The 18671-nt window shown below is 51.6% G+C and carries 16 protein-coding genes and 1 pseudogene; 13 read left to right on the top strand and 4 right to left on the bottom strand.

What is annotated here, in order from left to right; translation table 11 throughout:
* Positions 1-713: 713 nt before the first annotated feature.
* The 5 genes from LOY38_RS05875 (at position 714) to LOY38_RS05855 (ending at position 7001) form a co-directional block, all read left to right on the top strand.
* Positions 714-3662 (top strand): hypothetical protein, encoded by a 2949-nt coding sequence (locus LOY38_RS05875; RefSeq protein WP_258699201.1) that lies wholly within the window; start codon positions 714-716, stop codon positions 3660-3662.
* Positions 3659-4108: a response regulator gene (locus LOY38_RS05870; protein ID WP_258699200.1), complete on the top strand. Its 450-nt coding sequence runs from the start codon at positions 3659-3661 to the stop codon at positions 4106-4108. The genes LOY38_RS05875 and LOY38_RS05870 overlap by 4 nt, the downstream gene beginning before the upstream one ends.
* On the top strand, positions 4105-5283 hold the full coding sequence (locus tag LOY38_RS05865) for a hypothetical protein (RefSeq protein WP_258699199.1): 1179 nt from the start codon (positions 4105-4107) through the stop codon (positions 5281-5283). Before LOY38_RS05870 ends, LOY38_RS05865 begins: the two co-directional genes overlap by 4 nt.
* A 231-nt stretch (positions 5284-5514) precedes the next feature.
* Positions 5515-6321: a hypothetical protein gene (locus LOY38_RS05860; RefSeq protein ID WP_258699198.1), complete on the top strand. Its 807-nt coding sequence runs from the start codon at positions 5515-5517 to the stop codon at positions 6319-6321.
* Between the two features lie 350 nt (positions 6322-6671).
* Positions 6672-7001, top strand: coding sequence for a hypothetical protein (locus LOY38_RS05855; protein WP_258699197.1), 330 nt, complete (start codon positions 6672-6674; stop codon positions 6999-7001).
* 284 nt (positions 7002-7285) lie between these two features.
* Here the strand turns inward: LOY38_RS05855 and LOY38_RS05850 are convergent, their stop codons facing one another.
* Positions 7286-7444, bottom strand: coding sequence for a hypothetical protein (locus LOY38_RS05850; protein WP_258699196.1), 159 nt, complete (start codon positions 7442-7444; stop codon positions 7286-7288).
* A gap of 439 nt (positions 7445-7883) precedes the next feature.
* Here LOY38_RS05850 and LOY38_RS05845 point away from each other — a divergent pair, with 439 nt between their 5' ends.
* Positions 7884-8981: a DUF262 domain-containing protein gene (locus LOY38_RS05845; protein ID WP_258699195.1), complete on the top strand. Its 1098-nt coding sequence runs from the start codon at positions 7884-7886 to the stop codon at positions 8979-8981.
* An 11-nt stretch (positions 8982-8992) separates the two neighbouring features.
* Entirely contained in the window at positions 8993-9499 is a 507-nt protein-coding gene (locus tag LOY38_RS05840; protein ID WP_258699194.1) for a HEPN domain-containing protein, read from the top strand.
* Positions 9500-9743: 244 nt separating this feature from the next.
* Here LOY38_RS05840 and LOY38_RS05835 read toward each other — a convergent pair whose 3' ends face one another.
* Both LOY38_RS05835 and LOY38_RS05830 read right to left on the bottom strand, forming a co-directional pair.
* Positions 9744-10241: a DUF4411 family protein gene (locus tag LOY38_RS05835; protein WP_258699193.1), complete on the bottom strand. Its 498-nt coding sequence runs from the start codon at positions 10239-10241 to the stop codon at positions 9744-9746.
* Positions 10238-11374: an XRE family transcriptional regulator gene (locus LOY38_RS05830; protein ID WP_258699192.1), complete on the bottom strand. Its 1137-nt coding sequence runs from the start codon at positions 11372-11374 to the stop codon at positions 10238-10240. Before LOY38_RS05830 ends, LOY38_RS05835 begins: the two co-directional genes overlap by 4 nt.
* A 733-nt stretch (positions 11375-12107) precedes the next feature.
* Here LOY38_RS05830 and LOY38_RS05825 point away from each other — a divergent pair.
* Positions 12108-12389: a DUF3077 domain-containing protein gene (locus tag LOY38_RS05825; RefSeq protein ID WP_258699191.1), complete on the top strand. Its 282-nt coding sequence runs from the start codon at positions 12108-12110 to the stop codon at positions 12387-12389.
* A gap of 164 nt (positions 12390-12553) precedes the next feature.
* On the opposite strand, the pseudogene LOY38_RS05820 reads toward LOY38_RS05825, so the two are convergent.
* Positions 12554-12667, bottom strand: a pseudogene (locus tag LOY38_RS05820) (PH domain-containing protein); the annotation flags it as partial.
* A 126-nt stretch (positions 12668-12793) separates the two neighbouring features.
* Here LOY38_RS05820 and LOY38_RS05815 point away from each other — a divergent pair.
* The 5 genes from LOY38_RS05815 (at position 12794) to LOY38_RS05795 (ending at position 18643) form a co-directional block, all read left to right on the top strand.
* Positions 12794-13171, top strand: a complete 378-nt coding sequence (locus tag LOY38_RS05815) for a hypothetical protein (RefSeq protein WP_258699190.1) — start codon at positions 12794-12796, stop codon at positions 13169-13171.
* 339 nt (positions 13172-13510) lie between these two features.
* Positions 13511-13987, top strand: coding sequence for a formate dehydrogenase subunit gamma (locus LOY38_RS05810; RefSeq protein WP_258699189.1), 477 nt, complete (start codon positions 13511-13513; stop codon positions 13985-13987).
* A complete protein-coding gene (locus tag LOY38_RS05805) occupies positions 13987-15540 on the top strand; it encodes a formate dehydrogenase beta subunit (protein ID WP_408980616.1) in 1554 nt (517 codons plus the stop codon). The genes LOY38_RS05810 and LOY38_RS05805 overlap by 1 nt, the downstream gene beginning before the upstream one ends.
* Positions 15537-18425 carry a formate dehydrogenase subunit alpha gene (fdhF, locus tag LOY38_RS05800; protein ID WP_258699187.1) on the top strand — a complete coding sequence of 963 codons (2889 nt, stop codon included), beginning with the start codon at positions 15537-15539 and terminating at the stop codon, positions 18423-18425. The genes LOY38_RS05805 and fdhF overlap by 4 nt, the downstream gene beginning before the upstream one ends.
* The gene (locus LOY38_RS05795) at positions 18422-18643 is read left to right on the top strand and encodes a formate dehydrogenase subunit delta (RefSeq protein WP_258699186.1); all 222 of its coding nucleotides are present in this window, start codon (positions 18422-18424) and stop codon (positions 18641-18643) included. Before fdhF ends, LOY38_RS05795 begins: the two co-directional genes overlap by 4 nt.
* Positions 18644-18671 lie beyond the last annotated feature (28 nt).

Raw genomic sequence — 18671 nt, 5'->3', positions numbered from 1 at the left:
GTGTTCCGCGCAACTGGTGTTCCGGTTATTCGCATTTGGTGTTCCGCCTCTGAAAGCCCCGTAACACAAGGCCTCTAGCGAATTTGGAACACATGGAACACGTGGAACACCGCTAATTGCCTATCTATGCTTTCGCACTCCCCTCGCCCCTTCTCACGGCGTGAACCTTCAGCGAGAACGGACGCGGCAGATAGCTCTGGATCCCCCCAAGGTTTGGTCTGACTCATCCCAGGCGGGGCGCCCGTTGCGGCAGATTTTTCGGGTCCTCCCTGAGGGGGGCCCCCTACACGGGTTATCAGACTCGCAGGTTTCCTCTAGCTGAAATTTATGCAGGGATGTCCGTCTTAAATTGGCTGCTCTCATCGGAATGGTCTGGTTCTTTCATATTTGTACTCCCACCTTCCCCTACTATTTTCCTGCCCCGATAGATCTAACAGGCCTCGCCCGTATCCACCAATCACTTGAGGAAACGCTCCCATTGATGCCGGATTAATCGATGTGGGCATAGCGGCATGACTTTTTCACGTGAAAACCGAGCTTTTTAGGCACACTGTACAGTCGCTAATGAATTGCCAACGTGATCAAGTCAGCACCACATGGTTGTGATTGAAAAACTCTTTGTGCCTTCGTAGGCTGGCGTAGCCGACACATAGCGTTCGCCGAGAAGGGAACACAAAAAATCGATCTGCAGAGAACAGACATAGGCCTTAGGGATGAAAGCAGAAAATATCGACACAACGGAAGTCAAAAAAACAGATCAACCTTATAAAGAAAAGTGCGATCTTTACACTCTATTCGAAGAAAATATAAAAACCAAAAACATTGCTTACGACGAGCTAAAAAAATTAAAACCGAGATTAAGAAACCAGGTCAGAGCCATCATATCTACTCAAGATATGAAAGCAGTAAAACTTTTAAACATCCTTCGACAAAAATCCCAATCAATAGAAATCTATCAAATAGACAAAACACTACGAGCCCACGGAAGGATACTTCCCGAATTATTTCCAAAAGTTGCTCAAACCAAAGAATACTTCTTTCGACTTGATGCACTACCTCTAAAAAACCAATATGATCTAGTACAGCGCTTAGCAGCGGAAAATTTTCAGGAAATATTAAGCCTCATAGAAAAGCTAGGCGAGGCAGGCGAACTTATAATCAGCATGCGTCTAAGCGAAGCAGCGGAGATACTAGCAGACCTTACAGAACAACATGGATTTAGTCATACTCTCCTCAGAAAAATTTGTTTAATTCGCTCACTGAGCGATGAGACAAACATCGCCCATGCTGACTCAATCCTTAACAAAGCCGGAGCCGGAACACGAAACTTAATACTCAGTTCCATTCTAAACTGCTACCAAGAAGAACAAGAGATACTTAGTCTAAAGCGATCCATAATGAACCTTCCGGATCGAGGCATACTCAACAAATTCACCCGCGACATCACTAGATTGACATTTCATCCACTTGCCAAAAACGAAGACGATCTAAGCGAACTTATAACAAGTTCACTCCAATCATCTCTACTAGATGCGATCATCGCAACAAAAACTAACAAACACTTCTTACAAATAAAACCTAACAGCGCTTTAGAAAGACTTTTTTCAGCCTTAGAGCAAAACAACCCAGGCATCGATAAAATTGCAGCCCTGTATCCTGCATCAGAAGAATACCTTTTTTACAAACACTCGTCAGCATGGCTTGAAAACGACGATATAATCCAATACCGGGTGCTAATAGACCACTTCCATGACAATCCAGAATCCAACTACTTCGAGCTGAATGACTCACTAACCAGACGAGCCTCGCACTGGGTTCAAGATATCTCATTAATAGATTTAGCCACGACCGAAATACTCACACAGCACGAACACTCCAACCTTCGAAGATTTGAAAAAGAAAGTTACATAACTAGGTCCGCCATATTTAATTTGCTCATTCACAAAGCTGACGGCGTAGTCCCTATGACTGACGACGCACTAATAAAAATAATGAGCAACACTACCGATCTTGACCGAACAATCAATGTATCCTCAATCAAAAACCTGGCTAAACTCTCCCCTTCAGACACGTCAAAAATCATACTCTACGCACTAATTGCAAAACGAAGCAAAAACGAAGCAGACAACTACAAACTTCGGTCCCTACTACAAAAAAGGATAATCTCCGAATACAAAGGAAATATTGTGGATTTCCTTAAAGAGCTTTCCCAAGAGTCTGACTCCGTTGCAAGATTCCTTTACGAAATATGCACAGAAGACTTCATCGCTCGTTTATCACACCTCATAAAGGCCTCTAATCAAATCACAGAGACTCGAGCGTCGTTGCATAAATGGTGGGGAGAGTTTACCGGAGAGAAATCCTATCTAGACAGAGCCAGAACTTTACTGATTGACCATCAAATCAACAGAGTACGAAACGAGTTAGATGACAACCGCATATACGTTCATACAGCAAGGTTTACGGAATGGATGAGCGACGAAGTAATACGCGAACTAACCACAACTCTAACAAGCATGGATCACAACAACACACTACAGGATGCTAACACCCCGCAACTATTAAGCATAATCGACCAATGCTATAAAGCCTTTTGCTCAAACCCTATATTTGGAATCTCTTCATATTTAGGCCGCCGTATTCGACACGGAACATTCAAAGGGCATCTTTTCTCAAGTGTTGTCGCAATCAAGACCAACGCCAAATATAAACACCTCATTAACGACCCCACAATTCAAACATTATGGTGCCAATGGGTCTCCACTTACGAGTCCACCATCGACAACATTATTGTTAATAAATTACACGTCGAATCACAAAACAAACGAGATGCCTTACTCAAACCCCACCTTAATGACCTAACAAAATTCGAGATTGCAGTGCTTTGTGCAAAAGCAATAGCAAAAGACTTCAGCGAACACAAAGTCACAAACAACTCCAGCCAAATAATAGTTGAGTATTGCTGGAGAATAGTTGAAGTCGACTTAAAAAGCGTAAACTCATTTCTTAAAAGCCAAAAACAAATACTCATACAAAACGACCTTCTTAATTCTATAAAACTAAACACTCCTGGCCGACTACAAGAAACCTTTAGGGACTTCAACCGGGATTTGATGAGGCAAATTGATGAGAAGCTGATAGCTATGTATGGCTGGTTCAAAAGACCGGTAAGCGTCTCACCCAAAGCATCTTTGTCACTACTATATAAAGCAGTGATAGAAGAAGTAAGAGAAACCTTTACTGAGTTTCACGCTGATACACACTTTGAAGAAAAAAATGACATAGAGCTTATGGGCGGCCCATACCATATCTTGTACGACGCTTTTTATGTTGTGGTTTACAATGCCGCGAAACATGGCAAGCCCGGCGGGAAAGTTGAGCGTAATTTCGGAATTACGAAATGGAGCTCAACGCGACCTGGTAAAGCTGAAGTTATTATCTCTTCCATAATCAAAGATGAAGAGGATGAGAGCACCGTCGCTGAACGACTCAGGGTGAAGCCTGGCGATGATATAGATAATGCGCATCTAGATGAAGTGAGAAGTGGCATCAGAAAGCTTTATCAACTGGAGCGAACAGACACGAACTTTCACATCGAAGATATAAGCTGCAAGGATAGAAAAGTAGTAATCCGAATATCTTACGATTTGGAGCATTTATGAAACCTGTACTCATAATAGAAGACGATAGCTTCAAAGCCAACAGCTTAACCGAGCACATAGAGCATGTTGTGACGGGTGCGAACATTACTATCGCGACAAACTTAGCTGACGCGATTGAGATGGTAAATAAAAACACATATACGCTTATCATAGTAGATATGGCCATACCGAGCCATCCGACCGTTTATGGGGGCGGCTCCCCTATGTCGCTATTAACAGGGGGCCTAGACATTCTTCTTGAGCTGAGAGAACTGGAAAGGGACGATCCTTGCATCATTGTCACACAGTACCCCGACATCGAGATCTGTGGAGATTTCTACCCACTCAGCAAAGCTAAAGACGAAATAAAGAAACTTTTGGACTGCGACGTTGTTACCTGCATAGCGTACTCTGAAGGTTCTACGGAATGGAAAGTCGCAATTACAGAGGAATTAAATAAGATATGAAAGTACTCATCCTGGAAGATAACGTCGCAAAATCTACTGCGATAGAGCAAGCGATACAAGCAGTACAGCCGGCTATCGAAACACATAAGGTTGATTGTTTCTCAGACTTTTTTAAATCCACACTAAAAGAAAAATACGATCTAATTGTCGTAGACTTACTGGTCCCTCGATTCGCCGACGACGATGAAACTCAAAACGTTACGAATGATATCATTGAGACGATAAGAGACGTTGAGTGTGTAAACTTCAGAACTCCTGTCATAGCAATTACACAATTTCTTGCTGCAGCGGAAGACAATTTCGAAAATCTAAATCACAAAGACATACACATCGTCACTTACAACGAAAAAGATGACAGATGGAAGGAAACACTTCAGGGAAAAGTAAAAGCATGCATTGAATGTCAGTCGTATGACTTTATTATCATTTGTGCCCTCCCAAAAGAAACCAATGGATTCTCTCAAGCTGGCTACTCTGTAGGAGAGTTCACCAACCTCCATGGCATGGAATGCAGAGAATTAAAACTGAACGCCCTCAACGGATTAATAATTACCCTACCCCGTATGGGGCTGGTTAATTGTGCGATTACGACCAGCAGAGCTATAGACATTTTTAAACCGAAATTAGTCGCAATGAGCGGAATATGTGCGGGTGTCAAAGGAGAAGTAAACATTTATGACGTTGTTATTCCAGACAGCTGTCAACAGCATGACTTTGGCAAGTGGGGTGTTAATGAATTTGAATCAGAATCATATACTGTACAAATCTCTCACGAAACAAAGCTTATAGTTAAACAACTAGCTAGCGACCAACAGTTCAACCAAAAAATCATCGACACCATTAAACCTAAACGAAGCCAGATTCCTGAATGCGATGATCATTTTTGCTTTAGGATCTTAACTGCTCATTCTTCAAGCGGGAGTGCTGTTATTGCAGACGAGAGAATTGTTGCCCTTATTAGAGAGCAGCATAGAAAAACAAAAACTTTTGAAATGGAGTCTTATGCAGTTTATGAAGCGGCAAGGCTCTCGCCGATAAGCCCAATTTTCTTTAGCGCAAAAGCTGTAGTTGATAATGGCGATGCGCACAAAGGCGATGAATATCATGAGGTCGCCTGCGTCTTAGCGGCCAATGTAACCTGCGAATTAATCATTAGATCCTTGAAAAAGCGTTAAATCACAGCATTAAAGTACTAGCTTCCAACTTTGAAGCTAGTACTTTATAGCGATGCTCCGAAATAGTCCTTACTGTGCAAAATTTTAATTTCAACACTGAGATTCCAGTAAACTGACCGACCTGCCTCTAACATGAAACCGTGGGTTTCCGACCCCGTATCGTTAAGGATGTGCCAGGGGCCCCAGCAATTTCGGATAAGGGTTCGAGCTGTCTCTAAGAAGGAGTGCCATATGTACGGTGATCTATACAAAACACTCGAGCAAGAATCATTTGTAATTCGGTCATGCTTAGCCACTGGGCTGACTGAGCTCCGCAATGCAAACCTAAATGAAAAAGGGCGCTATTACTCTGCGTTTTTTCAGCTGGCCATAGGGATTGAGCGCCTCGCAAAAATGGCTTTGATCCTTGATCACATGGCACGAAATAATCTTCAGGCACCAGGTCACTCGACCGTTAAGGGCTACGGGCATGATTTGCAGGTACTCGTGGCAAAGGTCTCGGTAAACGCGTCATTAATCGGATCAACCCCGTTCCCAGTAGATCCCTTATGCAAAAAGGTGATCGCATTTTTTTCAGAATTCGCAACGGGAATGCGGTATGCGAATCTCGATGCGCTCGCTACTGGCAAGCCTCAGCGAGATCCGCTGGGCGAATGGAACGATATTCTGCAAGAAGTCGTAGCTACCAAAATTCGGAAATCGACACACCGTCGCATAGCTGTAATGTCCAACTCCATCGCTGAACGTCTAGAGGGAACTGCAGTAGTGATGGCGAGCGATCTTGCGGGTGAGCCACTTACACTGAGCTCAGTTTTTTCAGAGCCGTCCATGCTTGATGCAGCATCAAAGCATTTGGTTTGGGAGGTAATAACTCTTCTCGGCCCGCTTCGAGATGTTGTTGTGAAGACCGGCTATGCAGTGGATAGCATTGCTGCTTCACGAGATCCTTATGGGGATCGTGTACCAACTCTCAGCGAATTCTTTGACTTTATCTGGGTAAATCGTCCCTATGTGTTACGAAAGAAGCGCTGGCCATAAGTCTGAGATCCGCCCTTTGAAAATGCCTCCCCAACCGAGAGGCAAAGGAGCAACGTTCTCAAGAAAGGCGAAATGTGGCATGGTAGGAACCAGCAACCCTTACCATGTATCCCTATCTGTATCCCTCGACCGAAAAGAAGGCTACAGAGCCCGGTTTATATGGAGGGCTCGAGTCTCCCTCGGCACCAAAATTAAGAAAGGTCTTGCTTTGCAAGGCCTTTTTTTCGCCTGTAGAAAAGTGAGCTTGCCCCGCTGCTGCCGTAGGAGCTGCCGAAGGCTGCGATCTTTTGATCTTGCTTTTTCAACACTACAACCCGAAACCGCTCGCTAACGAATCAAGGATTCACACAATGGAATTGCCACTGGAAACCGTTGCCCTTTTCGCCTTCAAGCTGGCTTATGAGACGGAAGGTGGAAGTCCGATTCTGCGGGATGATCCGATCATGAGTGATTATGAGCGAGAGGTTTTTGGGTTGTTGGTGCGCAGAGGCGATGTCGACTTGATCCAGTTTAGAGTGGCGCACTGCGTGGGTTTGGCGATGGAAGCTTTAGGCGGTGTTGATACGCCGCTAGGGCGCGAGCTGCATAGGTTGGCAGCTGACTTCAGCAATGCGCCGACAATGGAGCAGCTTGAAGCGCCGCTCATTTCGCTTAAGGACTACTTGAAAGATATTCAGTGAATGATGATGCAGTGTGTACGCCAGGCGTTTCCGTCTTGTCTTGAACAAGAGGCAAAGGCTCTCGACCAGGTTATGAGCCAGCTCCGCCAGACGCACGCGGCAACGCATCGACTCATAGAGGTCAGAGTCGGTGAAGAGAAATTAGTCTTTCCCTACCGGATTTATCACCAGGGTTATGAGGGTGCCTTTGGCCACTTGACTGAAACCCAGAGCATTTTGTACTCGTGTCTTCTGACCCGGCACCGCGATGGTCATGTGCGCCAACGTCAACTGAACGGATCCTCTCAGTGCATGAACCGTGGGTTGTCCCATTCGTGTTCCAGCTGACGGGCGAGTACGTCATCCAGATTCTTGAAACCATTGAAGCACACCTGCCCACGCTCGATCCGGCGCTTTACGGCCGCGTCATTCGAGCCAATCAGGCGTACTTTCAAACGACGCAAGCACGCATGATCAGTTACAGAGATTGCTACTACCGACGCCTGTACAAACACCCATCCGACTATGTCGGGTTTCGCGTTCTTGCCGAGCTTCGCGAGTTTTCTGTAAGCAGCTAGAACACGTCTCTTCGATAAACGCCTCTAGCCTCACCGTTCCAGCCAAAACCGCATGACTTTCCCGCCGTACTTTTTGCCGCGTGCAGGTCTTTCCAGTGTCAAAAGAATAATAAATCAGCTCCTTATTCCGTTCGCGGCCCTCGTACATTTGCCGGGCAAGCTCGCCCATCCTCATCCCTACTTATCAGTGGACAGCATGCTGGCAAAATAGTAGTTTACGATGAAATATAAGAAAGCTAAGACTAGAATTAAAAAATTCTGAAAAAAAATAGACATTAGCTATCTTATAACAAAGCAAAAACTCAACCCCGACATGGATATCGACATGACCGTCAGCCTCCCTAATACAGAACTCGACACAGAACTCGATATAGAAGAAGAGCTTGAAGAGGAGTCTGAGGAACCTGTCTCAATGTCATATGACATAACATCCTACCCCTCGGATTACACATTATCAGGCCTAGCCCAAATGTGGGCCGATGGGGACATTAAAATCCCAAGCTACCAGCGAGAGTTTGTTTGGTCAATCAAGCAATCATCTTTGCTTATAGACTCTTTTCTTTGCGGACTCCCTGTACCTCCAGTATTTTTTTATATCGATGAAAAAAATAGAAATTTAGTTATTGATGGCCAGCAACGAATACTCAGTATCGTATTCTTTATGGACGGTTATTTTGGCAAAGAGAGCACTCACGGAAAACGTCAAGTATTTAGACTTTCAGGGCTAAACAAAAATAGCCCGTATTACAACCTTAAATTCAGCGACCTAGAAGAGTCAGATCAGCGAAAACTAAAGCAATCCGTACTCCGCGCCATAAATATTAGACAGATGGCGCCAATAGGCGAAAGCACAAGCGCGTACCACATTTTCGAACGTCTCAACACGGGTGGCACCCCTCTAAAACCGCAAGAGATACGCAACTGTGTTTTCATGGGTGAATTCTCAGAGCAACTAAAGAAAGCTAACAACGACCCGAATTGGCGAAAAATTATAGGCCGCCCATTCCTTGACAAACATCAAAAAGACACCGAGCTATTATTGAGGGTTTTCGCACTTACTGGAACAAGCGACAAGTACGAAAAACCTATGCGTGAGTTCCTAAATACAGCCATGAAAAAAAATGAAAACGCGAACACCGCCAAGGTGAAAAACTTTTTTGAGGCATTCCCCAAAGTCACCAGCCTAATAATTGAGACCCTAGGAGAAAAGCCTTTTCATTTAAGAGGCCCCCTCAACATGTCAGCCCTCGACTCCGTCATGTGCGTAATTATCGAGAAGATCAAGACAATAAAACCGGGAAGTATAAGCAAATCATTTTCATCATTATTAAAAGACAAACGTTTCCAAAACCTAACAAGCTATAACACTACCGACGCAAAAACATTACAAGACCGATTCGATGTCGTACGCGAATACTTTTAACAGGTGCGCCGATGAATTACTCAAATCACTTCCAACACGCAGACGATATAGTTGCGCACTTAAATACAATTATGCCTACCGTTAACGACCCACTTCTAAAAGCAAAATACGTTGGATTTGTTGCAATTGCCGCAGTAACTGTATACGAACTCGCAGTCAAGGACATATTCATTAAGTTCGCGCAAGACAAACACAAAGTTCTAGGCACATTCACCGAAAGCTATTTCAATCGAATTAACGGAAAAATAGCCCTCAGCACAATAAAATCCGAATATATAAAGAGATTCGGCCCCAAATATCTATCGCGCTTTGACAAGAAACTAAACCATGCGGCAATCGCATACCTACAAACAAACAGAAGAGACATAAAAAACTCATACTCAAATCTGATAACTTGGAGAAACGATTTTGCGCATGAGGGAAAAATAAATGCAACATCCACGTACGCCGAAATAACTCAGGCATACCAGGACGGAAAAGAAGTCATCAAGTGCATCGCAGAAACAATGAAAAGATAAACATAAAAAGCATATACCACATACCTATAGAGCGTCAACATCTACCACGAGTCAAACTCCAGCACTTTGATCCAAGCCCGAAACTCACCTCGGGCTGACACCAAGCTAAATTCAATTCAACCAATACCAAGTCGAGCGCACGAAGTAACGACCACATATAACCGAGAAAAAAACGAGAAAAAGGGGACAGTTCCATTCACTCTGCTAAACATCAAAGCCCACACGATTTGAGCAAATCACTTTTTCAAGCAGGTAAAACAAACCTCGCTTCAAGCCTATGCAACAACTCAAACGTATTCAAAAAAGGAACATTAAGCTCCTTACAAATATTGGGAATTATGAATTTTCGTTTAGCTTCGAGATTCAGAACTTCATGAGTAATGACTGTAGCCCCTGTAGTCATCGCTTTCGCAATTAACCAAGGGTCAGCACCAGCTAAAAATTCTTCCATAGCTCCTACTTTCATCTTGGGCGCTTGATCAGCCACAAGCCCCGCAACCTGCGCGAATGCCAGTTGCGTATCCTGATCGGTGGTGGAGTGGAAGAAATCGGAATTGCCCTTCGCCCAACCCGCCAAATCATCATTCCCTTTTGTTAGCTCATCCATTACAGGTGAAATGCTGGCTAAAGCCAATGCTTTATTTTTCAGCAACAACCATTGCCAAAAGCCGGGACAGATAGCCATGCCGTAATAACGGTTCTTTGCTTCGATCAGCGTGTTAGCGTCGAGTAGATGATTCATTCCGTGATCCTGCTGACGAGAGTCCTTAATTTGGCAGGTTGCACGCCGAGCAAATGTCCCGCATCGCGGAGTAGCATCCGGCCACTCATTGCTTCAGTCAGAACTGCCTTGCTTAGACGTGGGCTGTTTTTCGCGGTGGCGTTGCGGTAGTAGTCACCCGCTCCACCTTTTTCATCCTGGAAAGCCTTGAGGATCATTCGATAGTAAGCGCTGTATTGGACCTGGTTTATATATCCAAGATCCAATGCGCGGCGACCGATCGCCAGTTTACTGATATGAAACCGAGTGGCCAGCGGAGCTAGATTGTCTTCCCAGTTCACGTCGGCGTTCCACAGTGCGTGGAATTGGGCTTCGGGAGCCAGAAACTCGCCTGCAACTGCGTTGCAGAATCGTTCCTCGTCTCGACCATTCGCGGTGTTCCCGTCAGACACTCCGCTGCTACCAATCCAGATATGGGCCAGTTCGTGGAGCAAAGTGAACAGCCGTGCGGTGGGGGCGTCGGAACTGTTGACGAATACAACGGGGGCGTAGGCATTACTGATGGCAAAACCCCGAAACTCGCTAACTTCAAGTTTGCGGTGGGTATTTCCTAGAGCAATGCCACTGCGCATAACCAAAATGCCAGCCGCTTCTGCGGCTTCGATCAAGGCACGACTGTATTTGTCGTAATCCAATCGAGCAATGTCAGGGTTCACGCCGAGGGTCCGGTGGATGTCGTCCACTACCTCTGCGACTTGAGATCGGCTATTGAAGCGACCTACAAATGCCAGCGGCTGATGCTCCTGGTGTTGCAGATACTCCAGGTACCAGTCCTGCTTACGCATGGAATCCCTGACGGTGTCCAACAATTCGAGGCTGGGACGTTGAGGCGCAATACCACCGACGGTCCGAAGATCAGGTAAAGGCAGTTGTTCGACTGGCGGGCGCGGAAGAAACAAGAAGCCAAAAGGGATGTGAGCGAGACTCGCCCACTTTTGAGCCTGAAGGAATGTTGGCTTGGTCTCGCCAGCCTCCCATTCCTCTACTCGATCAGGTTTCACTGGCAGTTTTTTAGCAACCTGCTCAGTGGAGAGACCTGCGCGCTCACGAGACCATGTGAGCAGGCTTGGATTGACTAAGGCGGCTTGGCTCATAGGGTCACAGGCAAATCAGATTGGTCCAGAAAACGTTCGAGAGCATCCTTGGCAGATGCAGCCGACTGACGCTGGTTCCGGTTATCTGGCATTGCCTTTCTCCTTGGCTGTTTAAGATCGGGTTGTAGCGACTACAGATTAGTCGAGAAGCAGAGCTCCCGACGGTAGGAGCGCGCGATTATGAGGTAAATTCACAACGACCCGAAGCGCAAATGTGTAACCCGCAGACAGATGGTATTGACTTGTTTCAATGCGTTTCATGACGCAAGTACCTCTCTTTTCAGCCCGCCGTCTCCTCATCACCCGAGCATCCGCGATGATTAGCCACATTGTCCCAGCGCTCTCGAAGGTTGCAGGAACAGGGCCTGCACGCTACCCTTCCGTCGTCGCTGCCAATTCAGCGACCGGGTGTGGAAACCCGTGTAATTCAAGGCGCAACAGCGCCCCCATCACGTCTGCCGGCGCTTTTTTTGTGTCTGCGGCGTGAGTTATGGCGGCTGTGCGTGGGACGTCTTCGGGCGTGCCGGTTTCCTTGATTCCCGGTTTTCCACCCTGCGCACAGCTGTCACCCATTCGTGTGGAAACGAACGTGGCAGCGCCCCATATCAAGGAGTCTGATAATGCGCAGCATAAATCCGTACAAAACGTGGCTTTTCCCTCTACGCAAATCCCAATCGCGTAACGCCCCACCGTCCACCCTCTCCCACCGCCTCTCCATCATCGGAGGTGGACAATGACCGATCAACCCGAACTCAAAACCATCGGCTTAACCCCCGCCATCTACTGCTCCAATCAACCACTCTTCCACGTCACTAGCGGCGTCCCCCTCGGCGATGCGTTATCAATGGCTTCTGATTTTCTGTTTCTCGCCAAAAAGCTGACCGAAGATGCTGCCTACGCCAGGGACACCGACCGCCACGCTTGGGCCGCGCATTATTTGACGGCGATGAGTAAGGCGGTGGTTGATGATGCGGTAAAGGTGCTTAGGCGGGATGGTTCTGATGCCAGTCGATAAGGCATAAGGGCTGTGGAAGCGAAATGCTTGCGATGACCGCAGTGCACTCAGCATTGATGTTGGCTGACCTGGCGCTTTCGCGGGCAAGCCCGCTCCCACGGGGATTGCGCTTGACTGACAGGTATTTGTAGCCCCGAGATTGTCGGGGCTTTCGATCACTCAGCTCACAGCAAATGCGGAGAAATCAGCTTCGAAAGCTCCATCATCGAAGTCCTGCCGGTGAATTCAAACTTCACCTTCCCCGACGATGAAAAACATATCTCCAACTCGGAATCCAACCCACATCAGACAACAACGCCCTTCAGCACAGAGCCATCGGTTTGATATCGTGCCTCCATCGCCTCATCTCATCAAAGATGACCCATGGCGGTTTCAGGGGCATTGTTAACAAGGAAAGGGATTGAATGAAGCTAATCGCCATGTTGGTGTTCTTCGCTGCGACAGCGGGGATGTGGATTTGGGTGGTGAGGAGCCGTGGCACGGTGAATCTGTGGCTCGCTAACCTGGCGGGTGCCGTGGGTAGTTTTATTGTCGGGATTGCGGTGCTGATTCTGTTCAACAAATGGCTTGCCCCCGGAGGAAACTCCGCACGGGGTGTTGTATTCATGTTCTATACGATGATGGCGGTTTTAGGTGCCTTTGTCGGAACTTGGCTTCTGGTGATCGCCAGGCTCAAGCAATCTGAATACCCCGTCGTCCGTCATTTGATCGCCGGAGCGTGCAGTGTGTTGGCGGCAATGATCACGGTGGTGTTGTGGGTGATGATCCTTCCCGCCAAGTGAGTGTTTTGACAGCTCGCTCATCGAGCTCGAGGATTACCTGAAAACTACTCAGTGATCGAACGCCTCGGCCTGCGCTCTTCTAGACTTAATAGGTAGTCGTAGACAGAATCGAACACGTCGCTTTGGTGCAGATGAATCAAAGGCAGCGTGGCAAGCTGCCTTAATGCCCTTTAAGAGGTGCGGCGAAGACCGCGCCGGGCACAACAAGATGCCCGCTCAGGGTGCCCTGGCCAACGGCCTGACAATGCCACGATACCGTGACGTGGTGTGAATGCCGCAGCCGACACTTTCGGACGACCGACAACCGCCTGGTTTGTCCGTGACCGTGAGGAATGCTGTATGCCTGATGAGATGTTGCACCTGCCTATGGTCAACAGCCTGCTGGCGCGCCACAAGGGTTCGCCCGGCGCACTGTTGCCGATCCTTCATGAGATTCAGGAGGGCATCGGTTACATCCCCGATGCCGTCATTCCCGAGATTGCTCACGCCCTCAACCTGAGTCAGGCCGAGGTTCGCGGGGTGATCAGTTTCTACCATGACTTCCGCACCGCGCCTCCGGCCCGGCATATCCTGCGTCTGTGCCGGGCCGAGTCCTGCCAGAGCCGTGGCGCCGAGCAGCTCGCGGCGCAGTTGCGCGATCGTCTGCAACTGGATGATCACGGTAGCAGCGCCGACGGCAGCATCAGTTTGCGGCCGGTGTATTGCCTCGGCGCCTGCGCCTGCTCGCCGGCCCTGGAGCTGGATGGTCAGGTGCATGCGCGGCTCAGTGCTGAGCGTCTGGATGCCCTGCTCGATGCTTGCCAGGAGGACGCATGATGCTGAGTCTTTATCTGCCCTGTGATTCTCTTGCCCGTGCCGTGGGTGCCGATGAAGTGGCTGTGGCCCTCGCCGCTCAAGCTGCGGAACGCAATCTGGACCTGCAACGCACCAGTTCTCGCGGCCTGTACTGGCTGGAACCGCTGCTGGAAGTGGACAGCCCGCAAGGCCGTATCGGCTTCGGCCCGCTGACAGCTGCCGATGTGCCGTCCGTGCTCGATGCGCTGCAAGGCGAGCCATCCGCTCATCCGCTGGCCTTGGGCCTGGTGGAAGAGTTGCCTTATCTCAAGACTCAACAACGCCTGCTGTTTGCCCGCGCTGGCATCACCCGGCCGCTGTACCTCGACGATTACCGGGCGCACGGCGGTTTCGAAGGTTTGAAAAGAGCCGTCACCATCGGTGGCGAACAGACCGCGACTGAGGTGTTCGATTCGGGTCTGCGTGGCCGTGGCGGCGCAGCCTTCCCCGCCGGGATCAAATGGCGCACGGTGCGAGCCACTCAAGCGGCGCAGAAATACATTGTGTGCAACGCCGACGAAGGCGACTCCGGCACCTTTGCCGACCGTATGCTGATGGAAGGCGACCCCTTCCTGCTGATCGAAGGCATGGCCATTGCCGGCATCACCGTCGGCGCCAGCTACGGCTACATCTATGTGCGCTCGGAATATCCACAAGCCGTGGCCACCCTGCGCGCGGCGCTGGACATCGCCCGGTCCGCCGGTTACCTCGGCGCCAATGTCGGCGGCAGCGGCCTGGCCTTCGATATGGAAGTGCGGGTCGGTGCCGGCGCTTATATCTGTGGTGAGGAAACCGCGCTGCTGGATTCTCTTGAAGGCAAGCGCGGGATTGTCCGCGCCAAGCCGCCGATCCCCGCGTTGCAGGGTCTGTTCGGCCTGCCGACCCTGGTGCACAACGTGCTGACCCTGGCCTCGGTGCCGCTGATTCTGGCCAAGGGCGCGCAGTTCTACCGCGACTACGGCATGGGCCGTTCCCTGGGCACCATGCCCTTCCAGTTGGCGGGCAATATTCGTCGTGGCGGCCTGGTGGAACGGGCCTTTGGCCTGACCCTGCGGGAACTGGTGGAAGACTACGGCGGTGGTACCGCCAGTGGCCGGCCGCTGAAGGCCGCGCAGGTTGGCGGCCCTCTCGGCGCCTGGGTGCCGCCCTCGCAATTCGACACGCCGCTGGATTACGAAGCCTTCGCCGCCATGGGCGCGATGCTCGGTCACGGTGGTGTGGTGGTGGCTGACGACAGCCTGGACATGGCCCGCATGGCGCGCTTCGCGATGCAGTTCTGCGCCGAGGAATCCTGTGGCAAATGCACCCCATGCCGCATCGGCTCGACCCGGGGCGTGGAGGTGATCGATCGCCTGCTGGCCGCGCCGGACCAGAGCGGTCGCGATGAGCAGGTGATCATCCTCAAGGACCTGTGCGACACGATGCAATACGGTTCGCTGTGCGCGTTGGGCGGCATGACCTCCTATCCGGTCGTCAGCGCCCTCAAGCACTTCCCCGCCGACTTCGGTCTGCAAGCCTCGGAGGCCGACCAATGATCACTCTCTTCGACCCGAAAACAGACATTGACCTTGGTACTCCGGCCCGCGACAGCCAGGTGCAAGTCACCCTGAACATCGACGGCCGCAGCATCAGCGTGCCCGAAGGCACCTCGGTGATGCGCGCCGCCGCGCTGCTGGGCACCACCATTCCCAAACTGTGTGCCACCGACAGCCTGGAAGCCTTCGGCTCCTGCCGCATGTGCCTGGTGGAGATCGACGGCATGCGCGGCTACCCAGCGTCCTGCACCACACCGGTCAGCGAAGGCATGAGCGTGCACACCCAGACGCCGAAGCTCGCCACCCTGCGCCGCAATGTCATGGAGCTGTACATCTCCGATCACCCGCTGGACTGCCTGACCTGCTCGGCCAACGGCAACTGCGAGCTGCAAACCGTGGCCGGCCAGGTCGGCCTGCGGGAAGTGCGTTACGGCTATGAAGGCGAGAACCATCTGGCCGACGTGAAGGACACCTCCAACCCCTACTTCGACTACGACCCGAGCAAGTGCATCGTCTGCAACCGCTGCGTGCGCGCCTGCGAAGAAACCCAGGGCACGTTTGCCCTGACCATTACCGGGCGCGGTTTCGAATCCCGGGTCGCGGCCGCCGGTGGCGAGAACTTCCTCGACTCCGAATGCGTGTCCTGCGGCGCCTGTGTGCAAGCCTGCCCTACCGCGACGCTGATGGAAAAAAGCGTGGTGGAACTGGGGCAGCCCGAACGCAGCGTGATCACCACCTGTGCCTATTGCGGCGTGGGCTGTTCGTTCCGCGCCGAGATGAAAGGCGAGCAGCTGGTGCGCATGGTTCCAGACAAGAATGGCCAGGCCAACCACGGCCACTCCTGCGTCAAAGGGCGCTTTGCCTGGGGCTACGCCACCCACCCGGATCGCATCACCAAGCCGATGATCCGCAAGCACATCAACGACCCTTGGCAGGAAGTCAGCTGGGATGAAGCGGTGACCTACGCCGCCAGCGAATTCCGCCGGCTGCAGCAAAAATACGGCCGCGACTCCATTGGTGGCATCACCTCCAGCCGCTGCACCAACGAAGAAACCTACCTGGTACAAAAACTGGTACGCGCCGCCTTCGGCAACAACAACGTCGACACCTGTGCGCGGGTCTGCCACTCGCCGACCGGCTATGGCCTGAAACAAACCTTGGGTGAGTCCGCCGGCACCCAGAGTTTCGACTCAGTGATGCAGGCCGACGTGATTCTGGTGATGGGCGCCAACCCCAGCGACGCCCACCCGGTGTTCGCCTCCCAGCTCAAACGCCGCCTGCGTGAAGGCGCGCGGCTGATCGTCATCGACCCACGACGCATTGATCTGGTGGACTCGGTGCATGCCCGCGCCGAACTGCACCTGGCCCTGCGCCCGGGCACCAACGTCGCCATGCTCAACGCCCTGGCCCACGTCATCGTCACCGAAGGCTTGCTCAACCAGGCCTTTATCGACGCCCGTTGCGAAGGCAGCGATTTCGCCCGCTGGAGCGAGTTCGTCAGCCGTGCGGAAAACTCGCCGGAAGTCTTGGCCGACATCTGCGGTGTAGCCGCCGCCGATATCCGCGCCGCCGCTCGACTGTATGCCACCGGCGGCAACGCGGCGATCTATTACGGCCTGGGCGTCACCGAGCACAGCCAGGGCAGTACCGCCGTCATGGGCATCGCCAACCTGGCCATGGCCACCGGCAACATCGGCCGCGAAGGCGTGGGCGTCAATCCGCTGCGTGGGCAGAATAACGTTCAGGGCTCCTGCGACATGGGCTCCTTCCCCCACGAGCTGCCTGGCTACCGGCACATCTCCAACGAGGTGGTACGGGCGCAGTTCGAACAGGCCTGGAACGTTACCCTGCAACCCGATCCGGGCCTGCGCATTCCCAACATGTTCGAGTCTGCCCTGGCCGGCAGCTTCAAGGGCCTGTATTGCCAAGGCGAAGACATCGCCCAGAGCGATCCGAATACCCAGCACGTCACCGCGGCGCTGTCGGCCATGGAATGCGTGGTGGTGCAGGACATTTTCCTCAACGAAACCGCCAAGTTCGCCCATGTGTTCCTGCCGGGCGCCTCGTTCCTGGAAAAGGACGGCACCTTCACCAACGCCGAGCGACGCATCTCCCGGGTGCGCAAGGTAATGGAGCCGCTGGGCGGCAAGGCCGACTGGGAAGGCACGGTGGCTCTGGCCAACGCCCTGGGCTACCCGATGAACTACCAGCACCCGTCGCAAATCATGGATGAAATCGCTAGCCTGACGCCGACCTTCACCAACGTCAGCTACGCCGAACTGGAGCGCCATGGCAGCCTGCAATGGCCGTGCAACGCCGCGGCACCGGACGGCACGCCGACCATGCACATTGAGGAGTTCGTGCGCGGCAAGGGGCGCTTCATGCTCACCGGCTACGTGCCCACCGAGGAAAAGGTCAACAGTCGTTATCCCCTGCTGCTGACCACCGGACGCATCCTCAGCCAGTACAACGTCGGCGCCCAGACCCGGCGGACAGACAACGTCGCCTGGCACCACGAAGACCGCCTGGAAATCCACCCGACCGACGCCGAGAGCCGTGGCATCAACGAAGGTGACTGGGTCGGCATCGGCAGCCGCGCCGGCCAGACCGTACTGCGTGCGCGGGTCACCGAACGGGTTGCCCCGGGCGTGGTGTACACCACCTTCCACTTCCCGGAATCGGGGGCCAACGTCATCACCACGGATAACTCCGACTGGGCCACCAACTGTCCGGAGTACAAGGTCACCGCCGTGGAGGTCAGCCGCGTCTACCACCCTTCCGAATGGCAAAAACGCTACCAGGCATTCAGCGACGAACAACAACGCCTGCTCGACGAACGTCGCCATGAACGCAGCGCCGGGACAAAAGCCGAGGTACGTCGATGAGTACCGCCAACCTGATCAAGATGGCCAACCAGATCGCCCAATACTTCGCCAGCGAACCGGATCAGCAACAGGCCGTGCTCGGCGTGCGCAATCATCTGCAGATGTACTGGACGCCCGGCATGCGCATGGAGTTGCTGGCCTGGCAGACGGAGCACCAAGGGGCAGACTTGCACCCACTGGCACAGGCGGCGGTTAGTGGAGCGGGCTGGGAGGCTTAGATTTACACGATCCTTGGGATTAGCCCCG

The sequence above is a fragment of the Pseudomonas sp. B21-015 genome, from assembly GCF_024749285.1.
In the GTDB taxonomy this organism is placed as follows: Bacteria; Pseudomonadota; Gammaproteobacteria; order Pseudomonadales; family Pseudomonadaceae; genus Aquipseudomonas.
The sequence above is the reverse complement of the archived record's forward strand: the minus strand, read 5'-3'. Positions and strand labels throughout refer to the sequence as shown.